Genomic DNA, 16,502 nt, shown 5'->3' on the forward strand with positions numbered 1-16,502 from the left:
TGGAGATAATAGCGGCTCCAGACGCCCACGCGGTGCTTTACGTAATACATAAGGAAGGAGACAAGCATGCAACTCGAACTCGCGCAGATCCCGATCGTGGACGGCGCAGTCGCTCCCAACCTCGCCCGCGTACTCGACGCTATGGCCAAAAGCCATGAAGGCAGCGATCTCATCGTCTTCCCCGAAGCCACGCTCACGGGCTTTCCCACCCGCGAAAACGTGCGCGACGTAGCCGAATCGCTCGAAAGTCCGTCTTTGAGCAAAGTCCGTGACGCCGCTCGCGCCGCGAAGATCGGCGTGGCGGTCGGCCTTGCCGAGCGCGACGGCGACCGCTTCTACAACACGACCGTCCTGATCGACGAACGCGGCGACATCGCGCTGCGCTACCGCAAGACGCATCTGTGGGCCACGGACGTGGGCGTATTCACGCCCGGCGACCACTTCGAGGTGTGCGAATTCAAGGGCATGACCGTGGGTCTCCTGATTTGCTACGACATCGAGTTTCCCGAAACGGCCCGCGCCGTGGCCTCGCTCGGCGCGGAAATGCTCGTCGTCACGAACGGCAATATGGATCCGTTCGGCCCCGTGCATCGCCGCGCGATCGTTGCGCGCGCAATGGAGAACCAGATGTTCGCCGCGCTCGTGAACCGCACCGGCGACGGCGACGACAACCTCACGTTCCCCGGCGAAACAGCGCTCGTGAGCCCGTTCGGCGACGTGCTCTGCGAGTTGAAGAACGAAGACGCGGTGCTGCACGCGAAAGTGGATCGCGCGCTGCTCGCGCAAAGCCGCGAACACTACAGCTATCTGCACGACGCACGCATTGCGCTCAATCTTGCGGACGAGAACGACGCGCAAGGCCGTCGCTCGCTCAATATCCGCCCGCGCACGCGTTAAAGGCGCGTAGCACTAATACCCGGTAACAAGCCCGGCAACCAGCGATCCGGCAAGCCGCCCTGCGCGGCTCGCCAGGCTCGCCCATGCCTGCCAGAACCGCAGCACCCAGGAGACAACTGCATCATGAAGCCTGCCTCGCCGTCGCATGAACGCGGCACTCAAGAACCTCACCTGAAGCGCACGCTCGGCCTGCCGTCCGTGCTCCTGTTCGGCCTCGCCTATATGGCGCCGCTGATCGTCTACGGCACCTACGGCGTGCTCGCAGGCGCGAGCCAGGACACCGCCGCCCTCGCGTATCTCATCGCGCTAGTCGCCATCGTCTTCACGGCGCTCAGCTATGGCAAGCTCGCGCGTCTTTTCCCGGTGGCGGGTTCGGCCTACACGTACACGCGCAAGAGCTTCAATTCGCACCTGGGCTTCATGATCGGCTGGGCCACACTGCTCGATTACTTCTTCCTGCCGATGGTGATCTGGCTGATCGGCGCGGCGTATCTTGGCGCGGCGTTTCCGAGCGTGCCCACGTGGATCTGGATCGTCGCGTTCATCGTGCTCACGAGTGTGCTGAACGTCATCGGCATCGAACTTGCCGCGCGTTTCAACATCGTGCTGATGATCGTGCAGCTCGGCATCGCAGCAATGTTCGTTGTCCTGTGTTTGCACTACGCCTCCGCGGCCGCAGGCCCGGGCGGGCTCATCACGGCGCAGCCGTTCTTCCAGCCGCACGTGCCGCTCTCGGCCACGATGGCGGGCGCCGCGATCGCCGCGTATTCGTACCTCGGCTTCGACGCCGTTTCCACGCTCACCGAAGAAACCATCGAGCCCGAAAAGACCATCCCGCGCGCCATCGTGCTGATCGCGCTGGTGGGCGGCGCGATCTTCGTGATCGCCGCGTACACGCTGCAGCTCGCGCACCCGGGCGCCGTGTTCAAGGACCCCGATTCGGCCGCGTTCGAAATCGCTCGCAAAGTGGGCGGCGATATCTTCGTGACGATTTTCCTCGCGGGCCTGATCCTGGCGCAGTTCGCCTCGGGCATCTCGGCGCAGGCCAGCGTGGGGCGTCTGCTCTACGCGATGGGCCGCGATGAAGTGCTGCCGAAGTCGATTTTCGGCTACATCCACCCGCGCTTTCGCACGCCTGCGATCAACATCGCGATTGCCGGTATCGTCGGTTTGATCGCGCTGAAGCTCGACGTGGCCACGTCCACCTCGTTCATCAACTTCGGCGCGTTCCTCGCGTTCACTTCGGTGAATCTGTGCGTGATCCGCCAGTACTTCAGCGGCGCGGCGGGCACGCGTGGCTTTGGGTTGCTCGGCGGTCTGGTGTTCCCGCTGATCGGCGCCGTGACCGACATCTGGCTGCTGTGCAGCCTCGAAAAGACCGCCATCGTGCTCGGCGTGATCTGGTTCGTGCTCGGCCTCGTGTACCTCGGCTGGATCACGCGGTGCTTCCGCCAGGCGCCGCCCGAAATGGCGGTGTAAGCGCAGCGCTGCACACGCAAGTCTGCTTCAAGGAAAACGGCGAGCGTCCTTACGGGCGCTCGCCGTTTTTCCATTCTGCGCAGCGAGAAGAAACGCTTAGCTATCCAGACCAGCCAGCCGCGCCGCGGCCATCACCTCGCGCCTGGTGTCGAGAATATGCCGCTCGATGAGCGCCACCACTTCATCCACGTCGCGCCGTTTGCAGGCATCGACGATCGCGTAGTGATCGCTTTGCACCTCGTTCTTCTCCGTATCGAGCGACATGCGCAGGTGCGGATATCGATTCGTCGTGCTCAGGCAGTACTCCTCGATCATCTTGCGCAGCCGCGCGTTATTCGCGGGCGCGCACAGCGCGAGATGGAACTGGCGGTTGCATTCGGCCCACTCCGCGGGCGACGAAGCGGCGTCGTACACCGCGAGAATGCGTTTCATCACGTCGATGTCTGCTCAAAACGACGGAGATGAAGGGCGTGACCACGAACGAGCTGGCCTACGACCAGTACGGCGACCTCAAATACGGCGGCGTGACGGTCTACAAGGTCGTGAACGGCAAGTGGCAGCCGCTCACGACGGTCGGCACGAAGTAAGGCGACGAAGTGAACCGATGAAGTGAGCCCCCACTCACGCCGCGTTGCGGGCGCGGCGCCATTTGTGGCTCGGACGATTTAGCGCATCGCGCACAGAACAGCCGGCGGTACCCGGGCTGCGGCGCACGCCAGCGGGTTCTCTTCTCCGCTCGCTGTCCCGGGCGCCGGCTCGATACGGGCTTTCGCGTTGGGCGGAAGCCCGTTTTTTTTGTCATGTGGGATGTAAGCTTCGAGACGCCTTCGTCCGGCTTTCGAAATGCCTCGAAAAAACGAGCGTTCGGTCGTGCGCAGCGGAACCGAACTACAATGCATGCCGTCCGATGCAATGCCGCATTGCTGCCCTGTTTGCCCCGAATATGTCCCGTTTTTTAAAAGTTTTCCCTCGTTTGCCCGTCCCGCTTCGCAGCGCCGCTCTCGCCGTCATCACGGTGACGCTGGCTGCTGCGCTCGGCGCGTGCTCCTCGCCCAAGCCCAAGTTCCAGGAAGATCAGCTGCTGAGCACCGCGCCCAGCCAGTTCTCGCGCAGCTTCAACTACGCGAGCACTGACGCCTGCGAATCGTCGCGCCGCGCACTGCTGAGCCAGGGCTACATGACGACGATGACGCGCGACGACACCGTCGACGCCACGAAGAACTTCCAGCCGACGTTGGATCAGCACATCGTCGTGGAGGTGCACGTGGTCTGCACGCCGGGCGACGCGAGCAATACGAGCATGGTGTACGTGAACGCCGTGCAGAACGGCTACGCGCTCAAGAAGAGCGATACCTCGGCGAGCGTGGGGCTCTCGATTCTGGGGTCGGTTTCGCTGCCGATTCGCTCGAACAGCGACGAGATGGTCAAGATTTCGAGCGAGACGATCCAGTCGGGCCCGTTTTACTCGCGCTTCTTCGATCTGGTGGGGCGCTATTTGAGCGCTTCGGCGCGCAGCGAGCCTGTGCCGGGCGGCGGCGCGATCAAGATTTCGCCGTTGCCGCCGCCGATCGAGCCGGTCACGGCAAGCGCCGCACCCGCCGCGACCACGGTGGGGTCGGCCGCACCGGCGGCCGCCGCTGCGGCTGCCGCGACGGGTGCGGCGGTGTTGCACACCAACGCGCTGCCGGCCGCGCCGGTTGTGACAGCGCCACCGGCTGCGCCCGCGCCAACTCCGGCGCCTGCCACGGCGGCGCCCGCGCCTGCCGCTTCTGCGCCGGGTGCATCCGCACCGGTCGACCACGGCGCCGCAACCGCGGCGGCTATCATGGGTGTGCCGGCGCCGGTTGCGGCAAACCCGCAATCTGCGGCGCTCGCGACGAGTGTGACCACTCACAATGCCGCGACGCCCGTGGCGGCGTCAGCTAGCGTAGCAACGGCACAAACGCTCGCCTCGGCCTCGACGACCTCCGGCCCCCAGAGCGTGCCAGCGGAATCGGCAACACGCTCAGCGGCCATGCCGACCGCAGCGCCGGCCGCATCGACCACGTCGCCTTAAGCATCGCCGCGCGCCAAACCCGCGTCACGTCAGCCGGTTCGCGCGCCCGCGCGAGCCATCCGCCGCCTGCGCGCTCAGCGCAAGCCGGCCATCATCGCGCCCATACCCACGAGCAGGCTGCCCATCAGGCGATTCACGGCGCGCATGCGCCTCGGCCGCTGCAGCACGTGGCGCAGCCGGTGCGAAAAGAGCGCCATCGAAGCCACGCCGCCCGCAAACAGCAGCGCGAACGTCGCCGCCAGTAGCAAATACTGACGATTGGCGCTCCAGGGCGCATCGGCGCTCATGAACTGCGGGAAAAACGACGGGAAGAACAGCAAGGTCTTCGGGTTGAGCCCGGAAGTCGCGAATCCGCGCCAGAACAAATCGCGACGGCTCGCGCCATCGGCTTCGGCAGGGGCATCCGTGCCCGTCAAGGAGCGGCTGCGCCACTGCTTGCCGCCCAGCCAGACAAGGTAGGCCGCGCCCAGCCATCGCAAGACCGTAAGTGAATGCTCACTAATGAGCAGCAGCGAATTGAGGCACAGCGCCGTCACAGCGAGCTGGAGGAGCACCGCGAACGTGCCGCCCCAGACGCAGGGCAGCGCGTGACGCCAGCCGGCATGGAGCGCCTGGCTCATTGTGAGCACGTTGACGGGACCGGGCGTGTAGACAAGGACGAGCGCGGCGGCGAGAAAAGAGAGATACAGCTGGATCGACATTGCGGGGCGTGCTGGCGAAGACGGATGACGAACGGCGCTCGGGGTCGCCGGGGTTATTAAAAACGGGTATCGAAAACGGGCAACAAAAAACCGCGCGAAAGCGCGGTTTTCAAATGCCATCTGCCTGACCGGACATTGCTGGCAGCGCGGTGAACGCACGCAACGCCCGGTAGCCGCCGCAGAATGCAACGGAAACGGCCCTGACGGACCGCCGCGGCTCGTGGCTGCGACGGCGCTTCCCACTGCGGGGAGGTGGCCGCGTGGGTCGTGCCAGGCAAGAAGGCATGCGGAAAATATACCGGGGAATAGCGTGTATAGGCTTCCGGTTTTCAGGCAGAATTGGCCAATTGACGGAATCTTCTTCCGTTAAAATTGCCACAACCTGGACAAGATTCTTTTTCGCCATGAGCCCTCGTGAACGCCCGCCCAAAGCGCTCGACAACCAGGACCGCAAGATCCTCAGCGCCCTGCAAAAGAACGCCCGACTTTCGAACGCCGAACTGGCCGAGCAAGTGGGCATGTCCACCACCGCGTGCTGGAACCGCACGCGCCAGCTCGAAGCCGATGGCTATATCGACGGCTATGTCGCGCTCGTGAACCAGCAAAAGCTGGGCTACGCCGACATCGTGATTCTGGAAGTGACGCTCGACCGTCACGAAGACGACGCACTCGCGCGCTTCGGCGCAGAACTCGCGGCGCTGCCCGAAGTGCTGGAGGCCTATCTCGTCTCCGGCGAGTACGACTACTGGATCAAGGTGGCGGTCGATGGCACCGCCGGTTACGAACGCTTCCTGCGCGAGAAGCTCTATCGCATCTCGAGCATTCGCCACAGCCGGTCGATGTTCGCCTTGCGCTGCATGAAGGACGTGCCGTCCATGCAAGTGTGACGCGCGTTTGCTTTGGCGATCACGCGTAGGGCATGAGCTTCAGCGCTGCACGATCAGCGTCACGCGCCGGTTCAGCGCGCGGCTCGCGGGGTCGTTGCCTGCCACGAGCGGGAAGTTGTCGGCGCGGCCAATCGCGGCGAGCCGGTGAGGCTCGATGCCGCGCTCGACCAGATAGCGCACCACCGCGCCCGCGCGCGCCGAAGAGAGTTCCCAGTTCGACGCGAATTTCGCGTTCGAGATCGGCGTGCTGTCGGTGTGCCCTTCCACGAGGATGTTGCCCGCCGGCGCCGCGCGCAACACCTCGGCGATACGGCCCAGCACGCCAAGCGATTCGGGCAGCAGCGTGGCATCGCCCGCGTTGAACAGGATCTTCGCGTTGATGCCGATCTCCACGCCGCGCGCCGCCGGCACGATCGTGATTTCGCCGCGCTGGCGCAGCGTTTCGAGCGCGGCGAGCAATGCCTGATCGACGGCAGGCATTTTCACGGCCGCTGCCGCCGTGCTCGTCGATTGCGCTGCCGATCGTATTTCGGATTCCTTATGCTTCGCCAGCTGCATCGCGTAGAGCGCGAGGAACAGCACCATCAGCGTCGTGATCAGGTCCGCGTAGGAAATGAGCCAGCGGCCGGAACTCGATTCGCCGCCCTCGTCCTCGTCGTGATCGAACTGTGCCGTGAGCGGCAGGTCTTTATCGGAAAGCATGGGCGGTCAGCTCGCGTGCGTGGTGTCCAGCGCCCATACGTTCGCTTCGCCCTGCAAACCGCCGCTCTTGCCGCCCACCTCGCCAGCGAGACGCGTGGCGATCGTGTGCGGCGACTCCTTGCGCGAAATGGCGAGCAGCCCGTCGAGATAGAGCTTGCGCAAGCGCAGTTCGCTTTCGATATGCGCGCGCATCTTGCCATACAGCGGCAGAAAAACGAGGTTCGCGAAAGCAAGTCCGTACAGCGTGGCGATGAAGGCCACGGCAATGCCGGGCCCGAGTTCGGCAGGCTCGATCAGATGCCCCGTGACCTGAATGAGGCCGAGCACCGAGCCGAGAATGCCGAACGTGGGCGCATAGCCGCCCGCCTGCTGCCACACGCGCGCCGCCGCCATGTGCTTGCGCCCGGAGGCTTCGAGTTCGCGCTGGAGCGCATCTTCGAGCACGGCGGTCGAAACACCGCTCGCAAGCAGTTCGAGCCCGCGCCGCGCGAACGGATGAATGCCCTGCAGGTCCATCGACTCGAATGCGAGCAGTCCGTTGAGCTTGGCCTGATCGCCCCACTCCAGCACGGCGGCGAGGCTCGCTTCATCGACGCGCGGCGCTTTCACGAACGCCATGCGCAAATGCTTGATGGCGTCGAAGAAGCGCGCCCACGTGTTCTGGATCATCACGGCGCCGAGCGTGCCGCCCAGCACGATGGCCAGCGCCTCGGGCTGGAGCAGCGTGACGAAATGGCCGCCTTCGAGCGAGAAGCCCGCGACCACAGCGAGCGCGCCAATGGCGATACCGATCAGGGTAAGCAGATCCATGCGTGTCTCCCAACTCAGCGATCTGCCTGGCGTCCGCCAGGCGACTTGAGTGCACGCACCGCTTCAAGCAGGCGCTGCTCGATATCTTCGACTTCCACGGGATCGATCTTGATGTCGCGGCGCATGACCCACGACACTTCATTCTTGCGTGCGTCCGCCATTACCGAGAGCAGGCGCTCGGATAAGGCCTGATCTTCGATCGAGGCGAGCAGTTTCGCGAGATCGTAGGTATCGAGTGCGCTCACGGCTTCGAACAGCGTGCGTTGATCGACGAACAACAGATCGTCGAGCGACTTGAGTTCGCCCGAGCCTCGCCCCGTGCGCTTCGAGAAATACGCCACGCCCTTTTGCTCGACGAAGTTCAGCACCTTCGACTTGCGGAACGCGAAGACCTCATCGGCGATTTCGGCGTGCGAGAGCTTGTTGAGAATGACCTTGCGCTCCACGCCGATCAGCGCTTCGAGATCGCCCAGCTCGATCAGTTCGAGTTCGCTGTTGATCGACACATCGAGATCGCTGTCTGCGACCTGCGTCGCGCGCTCCACGATGCGTACGGGGTCGAACGTCACCACCTGGCGGCCCAACGCGCCTTCTGCCGCTGCCGCATTGTTGGCGAGATGCGTGGCCTGCCCGCTTTGCATCGCGACGAGATTGAGCTTCTCCATGCGCCGGAGCATGGCCATCACATGCGGACGAGAATGGCCGGCCACGGCACGGCATTTCTGCACGACGTCGGCGAGCGGCACGCTCACTTCGGCACCACTCGCGCCCTGTCGCGACCAGGTATCGCCGCCTTCGGCGCGATCGCTCGCCCCTGCGATCAGCGCGAGCACATGCGCGTACGACAGTACGCCCGGCATGAAGTCCGCATGGGTGTAGGTGGCGAGCAGATCGTCCTTCGCCTTGACGCGCCGCGTGAGCGTGCGCACCACATGGCGCAGCATCGGGGTGACGCGTTCGAGTTCCTCTTCGATGAGGTTCGCCGGCACGACGGTCAGCTGGCAAAAGCTAAGCGCCTTCGCCGTGTTCGGCCGCGGTTCCGCGCTGAGCAGCGCAGTCTCGCCGAAAAATTCGCCGCGTCCGAGCGTGGCCATGACGACTTTCTTGTCGTCGCAGCGGGTGGAGATTTCGACCTTGCCGTCGGCGATCACGAAGATCAACCGTTCGCCTGCAAAGCCTTCCGAATAAATGATCTCGCCCGGCGCCGCCGTACGCGACCATGTTTGACTGCTGCGATTCAAGTTGTATCCCCGGAAAACGATTTCATCGCCCGCATTTGTCTGACTATCTTATGCGTTTGCGAAGTGAGTGCTATGTGTCGCGTTTACGGCGTTTCCCAAGGCGTTCTTGAATCAGCTTGCATAGATGGCACGCGTGGAAAGCATGCCGAAAGTCGGTGGCGCGAGCCAGTGCGCCGAGGTGTCATGCGCGCTTTGCAAACGCAAACGATTGCTTGCGCGAGAAGTGCCGCAAATGGGCGATGAATTAGGTGGGGCAAATGAATGCGGCCAGTTCGCACTGGCCGCATGTGTCAACGCTATCGGTCTCTTTCAGGCTTTCACGCCGCAAGTTTTCCCGTGTCGCCGTTGCTCGCCGGCGCGCTCACGCCTGCGCGCGCGAAGCGAAGCGCTTGCATCAGCGTTTCGTGCTCGCCGATGTGGTTCGCGAGCAGCAGGATCAGCTGCGCATTGACAGATTGACTCTGCGCCTCGTCGAGATCGCGATGCATGTCGATCAGCGCTTCATAAAAGTCGTCCGGTCTTTCCAGATTCGGTTGGGTGTTCAGCATGGTTGCCTCCTCGTTCCTCTATGCCGTGCCTTGCACGCACAGCGCCCGCTTGAGCGCGCTCTGCACGCGCGCCGCATCGGCGCGCCGCCAGCGCGCGCTCACGTGCTGGTCCGGACGAATCAGATAGAACGCGCCGTCCTGCGCGCCGTAGCGCTGCGCCGCCAGCCCGTGCACGTCGCGCAGCACCGCGGTCGATGCAGGCAGACCCGCGGGCACAGCCGCGTTGCCTTCGAGCATCACCACGAACTTGAGCGGCACCGCGGAACGCGAGAGCGCCTGCAGCGTGTCGAGCGTCGCGGTATCGAACGCCGAGCCCGCGCGGCTGAACACGAGGCCCGCGAACTGGTCGCCCAGATGCGCGAGCAGCCAGCTTTCGCCGCCCGCTGCGTTTTGCACCGGCGCGTCTGCGCACGAAGCGCCTGGCTCCATCTGGCCGTCGAACGTCTCTTCGTCGGGCGTGTTCAAGGTCGATTCGCGGAGTACCGCCGGCACGGATAGCCGGCCGCTGTTCACGAGTTGCCGCGCAAAGGCATGCTCGCGGGCGAGCGTGAGCACGGCGTCGCGGAACACGCGGCTCACCGCGCTCTTGGGCGTGATGAAGTCGGTCGAGCGCGTGGAGTTGCGGATGTTTTCGTCGGCTGCGTATTCGCGCTCGCTCGCGTAGGTGTCGAGCAGCGCGTCGGGCGCGTGGTTCTCCAGCACCATCGCGAGCTTCCATGCGAGGTTCTCGCCGTCCTGAAAGCCGCTATTCGCGCCGCGCGCGCCGAACGGCGAAACCAGATGCGCCGAGTCGCCCGCGAACAGCACGTTGCCCTGGCGGAAGCTGTCCATGCGCAGACACGAGAACGTGTAGATGCTCACCCACTCCAGCTCGAACTTCACGTCGGGCCCGAGCAGCGCGCGCACGCGCGGAATCACGCGCTCGGGCGTTTTTTCGAGCACCGGGTCGGCGTCCCAGCCGAGCTGGAAGTCGATGCGCCAGACGTTGTCGGGCTGGCGATGCAGCAGCACCGACTGGTTCGGATGGAACGGCGGATCGAACCAGAACCAGCGTTCGGTGGGGAAGTCCGCTTCCATCTTCACGTCGGCGATCAGGAAGCGGTCCTTGAAGGTGCGGCCTCGGCTGTCGAGGCCGAGCAGTTTGCGCAACGGGCTGCGCGAGCCGTCGGCGGCCACGACGTAGCGCGCGAGCAGCGTGTATGGGCCGTCGGGCGTTTCGATTTCGAGCGCGACGTGCGCATCCGCGGCACCGGGCGTGCCATGCTGCGCGACGCCCGTCACCTTGTTTTTCCAGCGGATTTCGAGGTTCGGCAACGCCTGCGCACGTTCGAGCAGGTAGCCTTCCACATAGTACTGCTGAAGATTCACGAAAGCCGGCCGATGATGGCCGCTTTCGGGCAGCAGGTTGAACGTGTAGACGAGTTCGTCCTTGCGGAACACCTTGCCGACGTTCCAGCTCACGCCCTTTTCGACCATGCGGTCGCCGCAGCCGAGGCGGTCGAAGATATCGAGCGAGCGCTTGGAAAAGCAGATGGCGCGCGACCCCGTGGAAAGCGTGCAGTCGTCGTCGACTAGCACCACCGGCACACCTTGCCGCGCGAGGTCGATGGCCGTCGCGAGACCCACTGGCCCCGCGCCGACCACCACGACCGGACGCACGCACACGGCGGCGTCCGGAGTTTGTTCGCTGCATCGCGCGTAGTCGAAGGTCAGCGTCTGATAGTCGATCATTCTTGTCTCCTGCCACGTATTCCAGACGTTTGTCGCTTCAGTCCTGCAGCGCGTCCCACATCTCCTTGTCGCGCTGCGCCGTCCAGATGCGCGGATGCGTAATGCCGCTCGCCTCGTCATATGCGCGCGTCACATCGAACGGCAGGCAATGCTCGTAGATGAACACGTGGCCGAACTTCGGGTCCATTGCCTCGCGCGTGAGCGACATCGCACCTTTCAGGTCGAGCTTCTGCGCCACGGCGGCGCGGCCTTGCGCGAGCAGCGTAGTCACGAAGTCCTTCGTGTAATCGAGACCCTTGTTGACTTCCGCAGGATTGAGCAGCGCGGGGCCGCGGCCCGGCACGAGCTTTTCAGCGCCAAGCGAGCGCAGCGCTTCCAGCGTGGCGGGCCACTCGGCGAGTTGAGCGTCGCCGCAATAGCACGCAGCGTCGTATTCGACGAGGTCGCCCGAGAACAGCACCTTCTGCTGCGGCAGCCATACGACCGTGTCGCCCTTCGTGTGACCCGAGCCGAGGTGCGCGATCTTCACTTCGAGCTTGCCGAGGAACAGCGTGATTTCCTTCTCGAACACGAGCGTGGGCCATGTGAGGCCCGGCACCGTTTCGACGCCCGCGAACAGGCGCGGGAAGCGCTCGATTTCCGACTTCATGTCGGCTTCGCCGCGCTCGACGATCATTTCATACGTGCCGCGGCTCGCGATGATCTGCTGCGCGCCTTCCTTGAAGTACGCCGAAGCGCCCAGGACGCGCACCGCGTGATAGTGCGAGAGCACGACGTATTTGATGGGCTTGTCGGTGACGGTGCGAATCTTCGCGATGAGGTCCTGCGCCATGGCGGGCGTGGCCGTGGTGTCGACGATCAGCACGCCGTCGTCGCCGATGATGACGCCCGAGTTGGGGTCGCCTTCCGTGGTGTACGCGTATGCGTTTTCCGAGAGCTGCGTGAAGGTGACCTTCTTTTCTTCGAGGTCGGCCTGGGATGCGAACGCCTTTGCCATGTTGAGTCTCCGTATCGAGGGGCTCTTGAAGCCGGGGCGGGGCGAAGCGCGCACGAGCCGGGCGCGTTGGGCGCCAGCCCGGGTTGTCTCGCCCCGTTTGAAATTGAATTGGACCGCTGTTGTGCCGGGGTGAGGCCATCATGGTCTTCCCGTTTTTATTTGTCAATAGCGAATTACATCGCTATATGCTAATTTCCGACCAAAGCACGCTGCAGTCCGTACGCCTGCCGCCGTTCAGTTAACATGGACCCTTTTTCAGCCAGAGAAAAGCGCAATGAGACGTCGCAATGAAAGCGCTGCGTCCGCGCCGGAAAGCAGCGCGACGGCCGCCCGCACGCAGCGCGGCATCCAGAGCGTGGAAGTGGGCGGACGCCTGCTGCGCGCCCTCGCCGACGCGCGCGCGCCGCTTGGCGCCACCGAACTCGCGGCGAGCGGCGACATTCCGTCGAGCCAGGCGCATGCCTATCTCGTGAGCCTGACGCGCCTCGGGCTCATCAAGCGCGACGCGCTTTCGGGGCGCTATGAACCCGGCCCGCTCGCGCTGCGCCTCGGCCTGCTGCATCTGGCGCAGCAACCGGCGCTGCGCGAGGCCGTGCCGCGCGCCGCCGCGCTCGCGCAGGCGCTCAACTGCAGCGTCGCGCTATGCATTGCCGGGCCGCAAGGGCCGACTATCGTGCGCTACGAGCATGCGAGCCTGCCGCTGCACGTGAACCTGCACGTCGGCACGGTGATGTCGCTGCGGGCCACGGCCACGGGCCGCATGTTCTGTGCGTTCCTCGCGCCCGAGGCGCTCGAAGCCGCATGGGCCACGCAAACCGCACAGCCGGTGTGGCGCGGCACCAGCCACGTGGCCAGTGCCGCCGGCGCGCCCCCGGAAAGCACGCCGGATGCCGCCTTCCTCGCCTCGCTCGACGCCATCCGTGCACGCGGCTACGAACTCGCCATCGACGCGCCCAGCCCCGGCGTCAGCAGCGTGTGCGTGCCCGTGCTCGGCCCCGGACAAGAACTGAGCCTCACCCTCACCGCTATCGGCGCGACCGGCGTGATCGACGTGCGCGCGAACGGCGCGGTCGTGCGCGCGCTGCGCGACGCCGCTGCCGAAATCACCGCCGCCGCTTTTTCATCGACACCGACATGCCCCGAGTAAGCTCCAGGCCTGCGCGCGACGACGCAACGCAAGCCGCCGGCGAAGACGCCGCAACCGGCATGGCAGCCGAGGCCGCCGACAAACCGCAACGCGGCATCCAGTCACTCGATGTCACGGGCGAGCTGCTCGCCGCGCTCGTCGCGGCGGGCACGCCCTTGCCGCTGCGCGACCTCGCCGCCGCCGCGGGGATGGCGCCCGCCAAGGCTTTCCCGCACCTCGTGAGCCTGCAGAAGATCGGCCTGCTCGCGCGCGACGCGGCGGGCCGCTACGAAGCGGGACCGCTCAGTCTCGAACTTGGCCTGATCGGCCTTGCGCGTCTTTCGCCGGTTCGCGAAGCCGATGCCGAGCTGGTGGGCCTCGCCGCCGCCACCGCGATGAGCGTCGCGCTCGCGGTGCCGGGGCCGCTCGGCCCGACCGTCGTGCGCCTCGAAGAATCGGCGCTGCCGCTGCACGTGAGCCTGCGCCCCGGCACGGTGATGTCGCTCGTGAACACGTCGATCGGTCGCGTGTTCGCCGCGTGGGTCGACGACGATGTGCGCGCAGCCTTCCTCGCCCAGGACGAACTGCGGCTCGCTGGCGCGAAGCCGCGCGAAGGCGCCACGCCCGCCTACCTCGCGCGGCTCGCCGCGATTCGCGCCGAGGGCGTGGACACGGCGCTCGACAAACCCATTCCCGGCATCAGCACCGTGACCGCGCCCGTGTTCGACCACACCGGCGGCGTGTGCCTCGTGCTCGCGGTGATGGGCCCTTCCGGCAGCCTCGACATCGCACGCGAAGGCACGGCAACGCAATTGCTGATCGCCGCCGCGGAGCGCCTCTCGCGGCGCTTCGGTTACATGGAAGGCGCGGCGGCCGCGCCGCTATGAGCGCCTTTCGCACGCGATATAAAAACGACCACATGATGAGAACCACCCCATGAGCACGGCATCCACCGGACAAGCATTGCGCCAGATCGCCGACCTGCCCTGCCCGCGCGGCCTGCCGCTGCTAGGCAATCTGCTGCAACTTTCGCCACCGCGTCTGCATTTGATCCTCGAGCAATGGGCCGCCGAACTCGGCGCGCCCTACCGCTTCCAGGTGGGCGGCATCCCCATCACGATCTGGACCGATACCGAACTGATCCAGCAGATCATGCGCGAGCGTCCGCATCGCTTCCGCCGCTATCAGCCCATCGAAGCGGTGTTCGAGGAGATGGGCTTCAACGGCCTTTTCTCGGCAGAAGGCGTTGCATGGGAACCGCAGCGCAAGCTCGTGATGCAGGCGCTCTCGATACCCAACATCAAGGCGTTCTACCCCACGCTGGCCGATATCACGCAGCGTCTTCACACCCGCTGGCAACGCGCGGCCGAGCGCGGCGAAACCGTCGAGATGACCGACGACCTCAAGCGCTACACCGTGGACGTAACGAGCGCGCTCGCGTTCGGCGAAGATCCGCGCACGCTCGAGCGCGATCACGGCGTGATTCAGGAGCACCTGGAGCGCATCCTGCCGGGCGTGATGAGGCGCACCAACGCGCTCTTTCCGTACTGGCGATATGTCAAACTGCCGGCGGACCGCAAGCTCGAGCGCTCGCTCGAGGAAGTGCACCGCTACGTCAACGCGATGATGGCGCGCGCCCGCGACCGCATGCGCGACGAGCCGTCGGATGCGCCGCGAAATCTGCTCGAAGCGATGCTCTCGCAACAGCAGGCGCCGGGCGGTGAGACGACCATCAGCGACGCGCAGATCCACGCAAACGTGCTCACGCTCCTGATCGCGGGCGAAGACACGACCGCCGACTCTATCGCGTGGACGCTGCCCTACCTCGCCACGGATCCGGCCTTGCAGCGGCATCTCGGCGACGAAGCCTCACGCGTGCTCGGCAATTCGACGGTCTGTCCCGACTACGCCACGTTGAAAGACCTCGATATTTTCGAGGCGATCTGTATCGAAGCCACGCGTCTGCGTCCGGTGGCGTCGGTGCATTCGTTCGAGCCGCTCGAAGATGTCGTGGTGGACAACGTGGCGTTGCCCAAGGGCACGCGCATGTTCTTCGTCGCGCGTCCCGCCATGCTCGACGCGAAGCATTTCGCCGATCCGCTGCGCTACGATCCGTGGCGCTGGATGAAGCGCGGCGAACGCGAAGCCGACGATGGAAAAGCCCATGACGTGCGCGCGTATCTGCAGTTCGGCGCCGGGCCGCGCGTGTGCCCTGGCCGCCATCTCGCGACGGTGGAAATGCGCCTCGCGCTCTCGATGCTGATGAAGTCGTTCACGATCGAACTGGCGATCGATCCCGCAAAGATTCAGGAAGTGCAGGCGTTTACGATGGTGCCGGATACGATGCCGGTGAAGCTCAAGCCGCGCGAAGGCGCTGCGGCTGCGTAAGCTTCAACGCGTCAACGCCCGTCTTCGGGTGTGCCAACCGTGGAGGCATCGTCGGGCGCGCCATCGCTGCGCGCCTGGGCGTCGCGCATCTTGGCAAGCGCCTTGGGCCCGAGCCCGAGCGACACGCCTAGCGCGAGCGCATCGAGCACCGCGAGATGCGCGATGCGCACCACGGCGGGCGCGTGTGCATCGCTCGCGGCGGGCACGCGCAGCAAGAGTGGAATATCGACCACCCACGCGAGACGCGAACCCGCACTCGTGAGCGCGATGGTCGTCGCGCCGCGCTCCTTGGCGATCTGAATGCTCTCGTTCACTTCCACGCTGCGCCCCGACTGGGAGATCGCGAACGCCACGTCGCCAGGTTCGAGCAGCGCCGCGTAAAGGCGCTGCAGATGTGCATCCGTGAACGCGCTCGCGGCGATGTCGAGCCGTAGCAGGCGCAGCGCCGCGTCTTGCGCAACGAGCCCAGAACCCGCGCCCACGCCGAAAAAGTACACGCGACGCGCGCTGGAGAGCGCCGCGACGGCAGCCTCGAACACCGCCGTATCGAGTGAAGCGCGCGCGTGGGTCACGCCCTGCACGACCGACTCCGTCACCTTGTCGAGCAGGGTGCCGACTTCGCCGGCCCACCCGGCGCCGCTTGCCTCGCCGCCCGTCATCTCGGTGGCGAGCGCGAAGGGCACGTTGCCCGCCGCGCTCTGCGCGAGCCGCATCTTGAAGTCGCGCAGGCCGTGCGCGCCCACCGCGCGGCAAAAGCGCGTGACGGAGGGCTCGGACACGTCCGCGCGCAACGCGAGTTCGGTGATGCTCCCCCGCATGGCGAAGTCGATGTCGGCGAGCACCATCTCCGCGACCTTGCGCTCGGCGGGACGCAGCGACTCCGCGACATTGCGGATGTGATGGATCAGGTTGGAGACCGGCAAGCTGTTTTTCCCGTGG

At 65.4% G+C, this 16,502-nt stretch carries 16 protein-coding genes and 1 pseudogene; 8 read left to right on the plus strand and 9 right to left on the minus strand.

The annotated features are described in order from the left end of the window. Window positions 1–66: 66 nt before the first annotated feature. Window positions 67–897: a carbon-nitrogen hydrolase family protein gene (locus AB3X98_RS32420; protein WP_368606058.1), complete on the plus strand. Its 831-nt coding sequence runs from the start codon at window positions 67–69 to the stop codon at window positions 895–897. Between the two features lie 123 nt (window positions 898–1,020). Beyond that, the gene (locus AB3X98_RS32425; protein ID WP_342946802.1) at window positions 1,021–2,376 is read left to right on the plus strand and encodes an APC family permease; all 1,356 of its coding nucleotides are present in this window, start codon (window positions 1,021–1,023) and stop codon (window positions 2,374–2,376) included. Between the two features lie 96 nt (window positions 2,377–2,472). On the opposite strand, the gene AB3X98_RS32430 is transcribed toward AB3X98_RS32425, so the two are convergent. Next, window positions 2,473–2,808, minus strand: a complete 336-nt coding sequence (locus AB3X98_RS32430) for an FCD domain-containing protein (RefSeq protein ID WP_368606067.1) — start codon at window positions 2,806–2,808, stop codon at window positions 2,473–2,475. Window positions 2,809–2,819: 11 nt separating this feature from the next. On the opposite strand from AB3X98_RS32430, the pseudogene AB3X98_RS32435 reads away from it, so the two are divergent. After that, window positions 2,820–2,963, plus strand: a pseudogene (locus AB3X98_RS32435) (branched-chain amino acid ABC transporter substrate-binding protein); the annotation flags it as partial. Between the two features lie 386 nt (window positions 2,964–3,349). Further along, window positions 3,350–4,432 (plus strand): DUF2242 domain-containing protein, encoded by a 1,083-nt coding sequence (locus AB3X98_RS32440; RefSeq protein ID WP_368606057.1) that lies wholly within the window; start codon window positions 3,350–3,352, stop codon window positions 4,430–4,432. Between the two features lie 74 nt (window positions 4,433–4,506). On the opposite strand, the gene AB3X98_RS32445 is transcribed toward AB3X98_RS32440, so the two are convergent. Then, complete coding sequence (locus AB3X98_RS32445; protein WP_368606056.1) at window positions 4,507–5,133, minus strand: LysE family translocator; 627 nt, start codon at window positions 5,131–5,133, stop codon at window positions 4,507–4,509. A 404-nt stretch (window positions 5,134–5,537) separates the two neighbouring features. Between AB3X98_RS32445 and AB3X98_RS32450 the strand changes: the two genes are divergently transcribed. Further along, window positions 5,538–6,020, plus strand: a complete 483-nt coding sequence (locus AB3X98_RS32450; protein WP_028202732.1) for an Lrp/AsnC family transcriptional regulator — start codon at window positions 5,538–5,540, stop codon at window positions 6,018–6,020. A gap of 39 nt (window positions 6,021–6,059) precedes the next feature. Here AB3X98_RS32450 and AB3X98_RS32455 read toward each other — a convergent pair whose 3' ends face one another. The 6 genes from AB3X98_RS32455 to AB3X98_RS32480 all read right to left on the minus strand — a co-directional run bounded on the left by AB3X98_RS32455 (window position 6,060) and on the right by AB3X98_RS32480 (window position 12,049). Next, window positions 6,060–6,722 carry an OmpA family protein gene (locus AB3X98_RS32455; RefSeq protein ID WP_069261613.1) on the minus strand — a complete coding sequence of 221 codons (663 nt, stop codon included), beginning with the start codon at window positions 6,720–6,722 and terminating at the stop codon, window positions 6,060–6,062. 6 nt (window positions 6,723–6,728) lie between these two features. After that, the gene (locus AB3X98_RS32460) at window positions 6,729–7,532 is read right to left on the minus strand and encodes a flagellar motor protein (RefSeq protein WP_368606055.1); all 804 of its coding nucleotides are present in this window, start codon (window positions 7,530–7,532) and stop codon (window positions 6,729–6,731) included. A 14-nt stretch (window positions 7,533–7,546) separates the two neighbouring features. Further along, the gene (locus tag AB3X98_RS32465) at window positions 7,547–8,773 is read right to left on the minus strand and encodes a cyclic nucleotide-binding domain-containing protein (RefSeq protein ID WP_368606054.1); all 1,227 of its coding nucleotides are present in this window, start codon (window positions 8,771–8,773) and stop codon (window positions 7,547–7,549) included. A gap of 317 nt (window positions 8,774–9,090) precedes the next feature. Next, window positions 9,091–9,321 carry a DUF2783 domain-containing protein gene (locus tag AB3X98_RS32470; protein WP_368606053.1) on the minus strand — a complete coding sequence of 77 codons (231 nt, stop codon included), beginning with the start codon at window positions 9,319–9,321 and terminating at the stop codon, window positions 9,091–9,093. Between the two features lie 18 nt (window positions 9,322–9,339). Then, window positions 9,340–11,052, minus strand: a complete 1,713-nt coding sequence (locus AB3X98_RS32475; protein WP_368606052.1) for an FAD-dependent oxidoreductase — start codon at window positions 11,050–11,052, stop codon at window positions 9,340–9,342. A 37-nt stretch (window positions 11,053–11,089) separates the two neighbouring features. Then, window positions 11,090–12,049 carry an MBL fold metallo-hydrolase gene (locus AB3X98_RS32480; RefSeq protein WP_069261608.1) on the minus strand — a complete coding sequence of 320 codons (960 nt, stop codon included), beginning with the start codon at window positions 12,047–12,049 and terminating at the stop codon, window positions 11,090–11,092. Window positions 12,050–12,323: 274 nt separating this feature from the next. Here AB3X98_RS32480 and AB3X98_RS32485 point away from each other — a divergent pair, with 274 nt between their 5' ends. The 3 genes from AB3X98_RS32485 to AB3X98_RS32495 are packed head-to-tail and all read left to right on the plus strand — an operon-like array spanning window position 12,324 to window position 15,563. Continuing rightward, window positions 12,324–13,196 carry an IclR family transcriptional regulator gene (locus tag AB3X98_RS32485; protein WP_368606051.1) on the plus strand — a complete coding sequence of 291 codons (873 nt, stop codon included), beginning with the start codon at window positions 12,324–12,326 and terminating at the stop codon, window positions 13,194–13,196. Between the two features lie 59 nt (window positions 13,197–13,255). Continuing rightward, complete coding sequence (locus AB3X98_RS32490; RefSeq protein WP_368606066.1) at window positions 13,256–14,062, plus strand: IclR family transcriptional regulator; 807 nt, start codon at window positions 13,256–13,258, stop codon at window positions 14,060–14,062. 49 nt (window positions 14,063–14,111) lie between these two features. Next, window positions 14,112–15,563 carry a cytochrome P450 gene (locus tag AB3X98_RS32495; protein ID WP_368606050.1) on the plus strand — a complete coding sequence of 484 codons (1,452 nt, stop codon included), beginning with the start codon at window positions 14,112–14,114 and terminating at the stop codon, window positions 15,561–15,563. 11 nt (window positions 15,564–15,574) lie between these two features. On the opposite strand, the gene AB3X98_RS32500 is transcribed toward AB3X98_RS32495, so the two are convergent. Continuing rightward, window positions 15,575–16,486, minus strand: a complete 912-nt coding sequence (locus AB3X98_RS32500; protein WP_069261604.1) for a MurR/RpiR family transcriptional regulator — start codon at window positions 16,484–16,486, stop codon at window positions 15,575–15,577. Window positions 16,487–16,502: the final 16 nt, after the last annotated feature.

The organism is Paraburkholderia sp. BR14312, assembly GCF_040948675.1.
GTDB lineage: Bacteria > Pseudomonadota > Gammaproteobacteria > Burkholderiales > Burkholderiaceae > Paraburkholderia > Paraburkholderia nodosa_A.

What these genes read in the sequence shown, in the direction of transcription:
- AB3X98_RS32420 (WP_368606058.1), top strand. Translation starts at nt 67, where the DNA reads ATGCAACTCGAACTCGCGCAGATCCCGATCGTGGACGGCGCAGTCGCT.
- AB3X98_RS32425 (WP_342946802.1), top strand. Translation starts at nt 1,021, where the DNA reads ATGAAGCCTGCCTCGCCGTCGCATGAACGCGGCACTCAAGAACCTCAC.
- AB3X98_RS32430 (WP_368606067.1), bottom strand. Translation starts at nt 2,808, where the DNA reads ATGAAACGCATTCTCGCGGTGTACGACGCCGCTTCGTCGCCCGCGGAG.
- AB3X98_RS32445 (WP_368606056.1), bottom strand. Translation starts at nt 5,133, where the DNA reads ATGTCGATCCAGCTGTATCTCTCTTTTCTCGCCGCCGCGCTCGTCCTT.
- AB3X98_RS32450 (WP_028202732.1), top strand. Translation starts at nt 5,538, where the DNA reads ATGAGCCCTCGTGAACGCCCGCCCAAAGCGCTCGACAACCAGGACCGC.
- AB3X98_RS32455 (WP_069261613.1), bottom strand. Translation starts at nt 6,722, where the DNA reads ATGCTTTCCGATAAAGACCTGCCGCTCACGGCACAGTTCGATCACGAC.
- AB3X98_RS32460 (WP_368606055.1), bottom strand. Translation starts at nt 7,532, where the DNA reads ATGGATCTGCTTACCCTGATCGGTATCGCCATTGGCGCGCTCGCTGTG.
- AB3X98_RS32470 (WP_368606053.1), bottom strand. Translation starts at nt 9,321, where the DNA reads ATGCTGAACACCCAACCGAATCTGGAAAGACCGGACGACTTTTATGAA.
- AB3X98_RS32475 (WP_368606052.1), bottom strand. Translation starts at nt 11,052, where the DNA reads ATGATCGACTATCAGACGCTGACCTTCGACTACGCGCGATGCAGCGAA.
- AB3X98_RS32480 (WP_069261608.1), bottom strand. Translation starts at nt 12,049, where the DNA reads ATGGCAAAGGCGTTCGCATCCCAGGCCGACCTCGAAGAAAAGAAGGTC.
- AB3X98_RS32485 (WP_368606051.1), top strand. Translation starts at nt 12,324, where the DNA reads ATGAGACGTCGCAATGAAAGCGCTGCGTCCGCGCCGGAAAGCAGCGCG.
- AB3X98_RS32490 (WP_368606066.1), top strand. Translation starts at nt 13,256, where the DNA reads ATGGCAGCCGAGGCCGCCGACAAACCGCAACGCGGCATCCAGTCACTC.
- AB3X98_RS32495 (WP_368606050.1), top strand. Translation starts at nt 14,112, where the DNA reads ATGAGCACGGCATCCACCGGACAAGCATTGCGCCAGATCGCCGACCTG.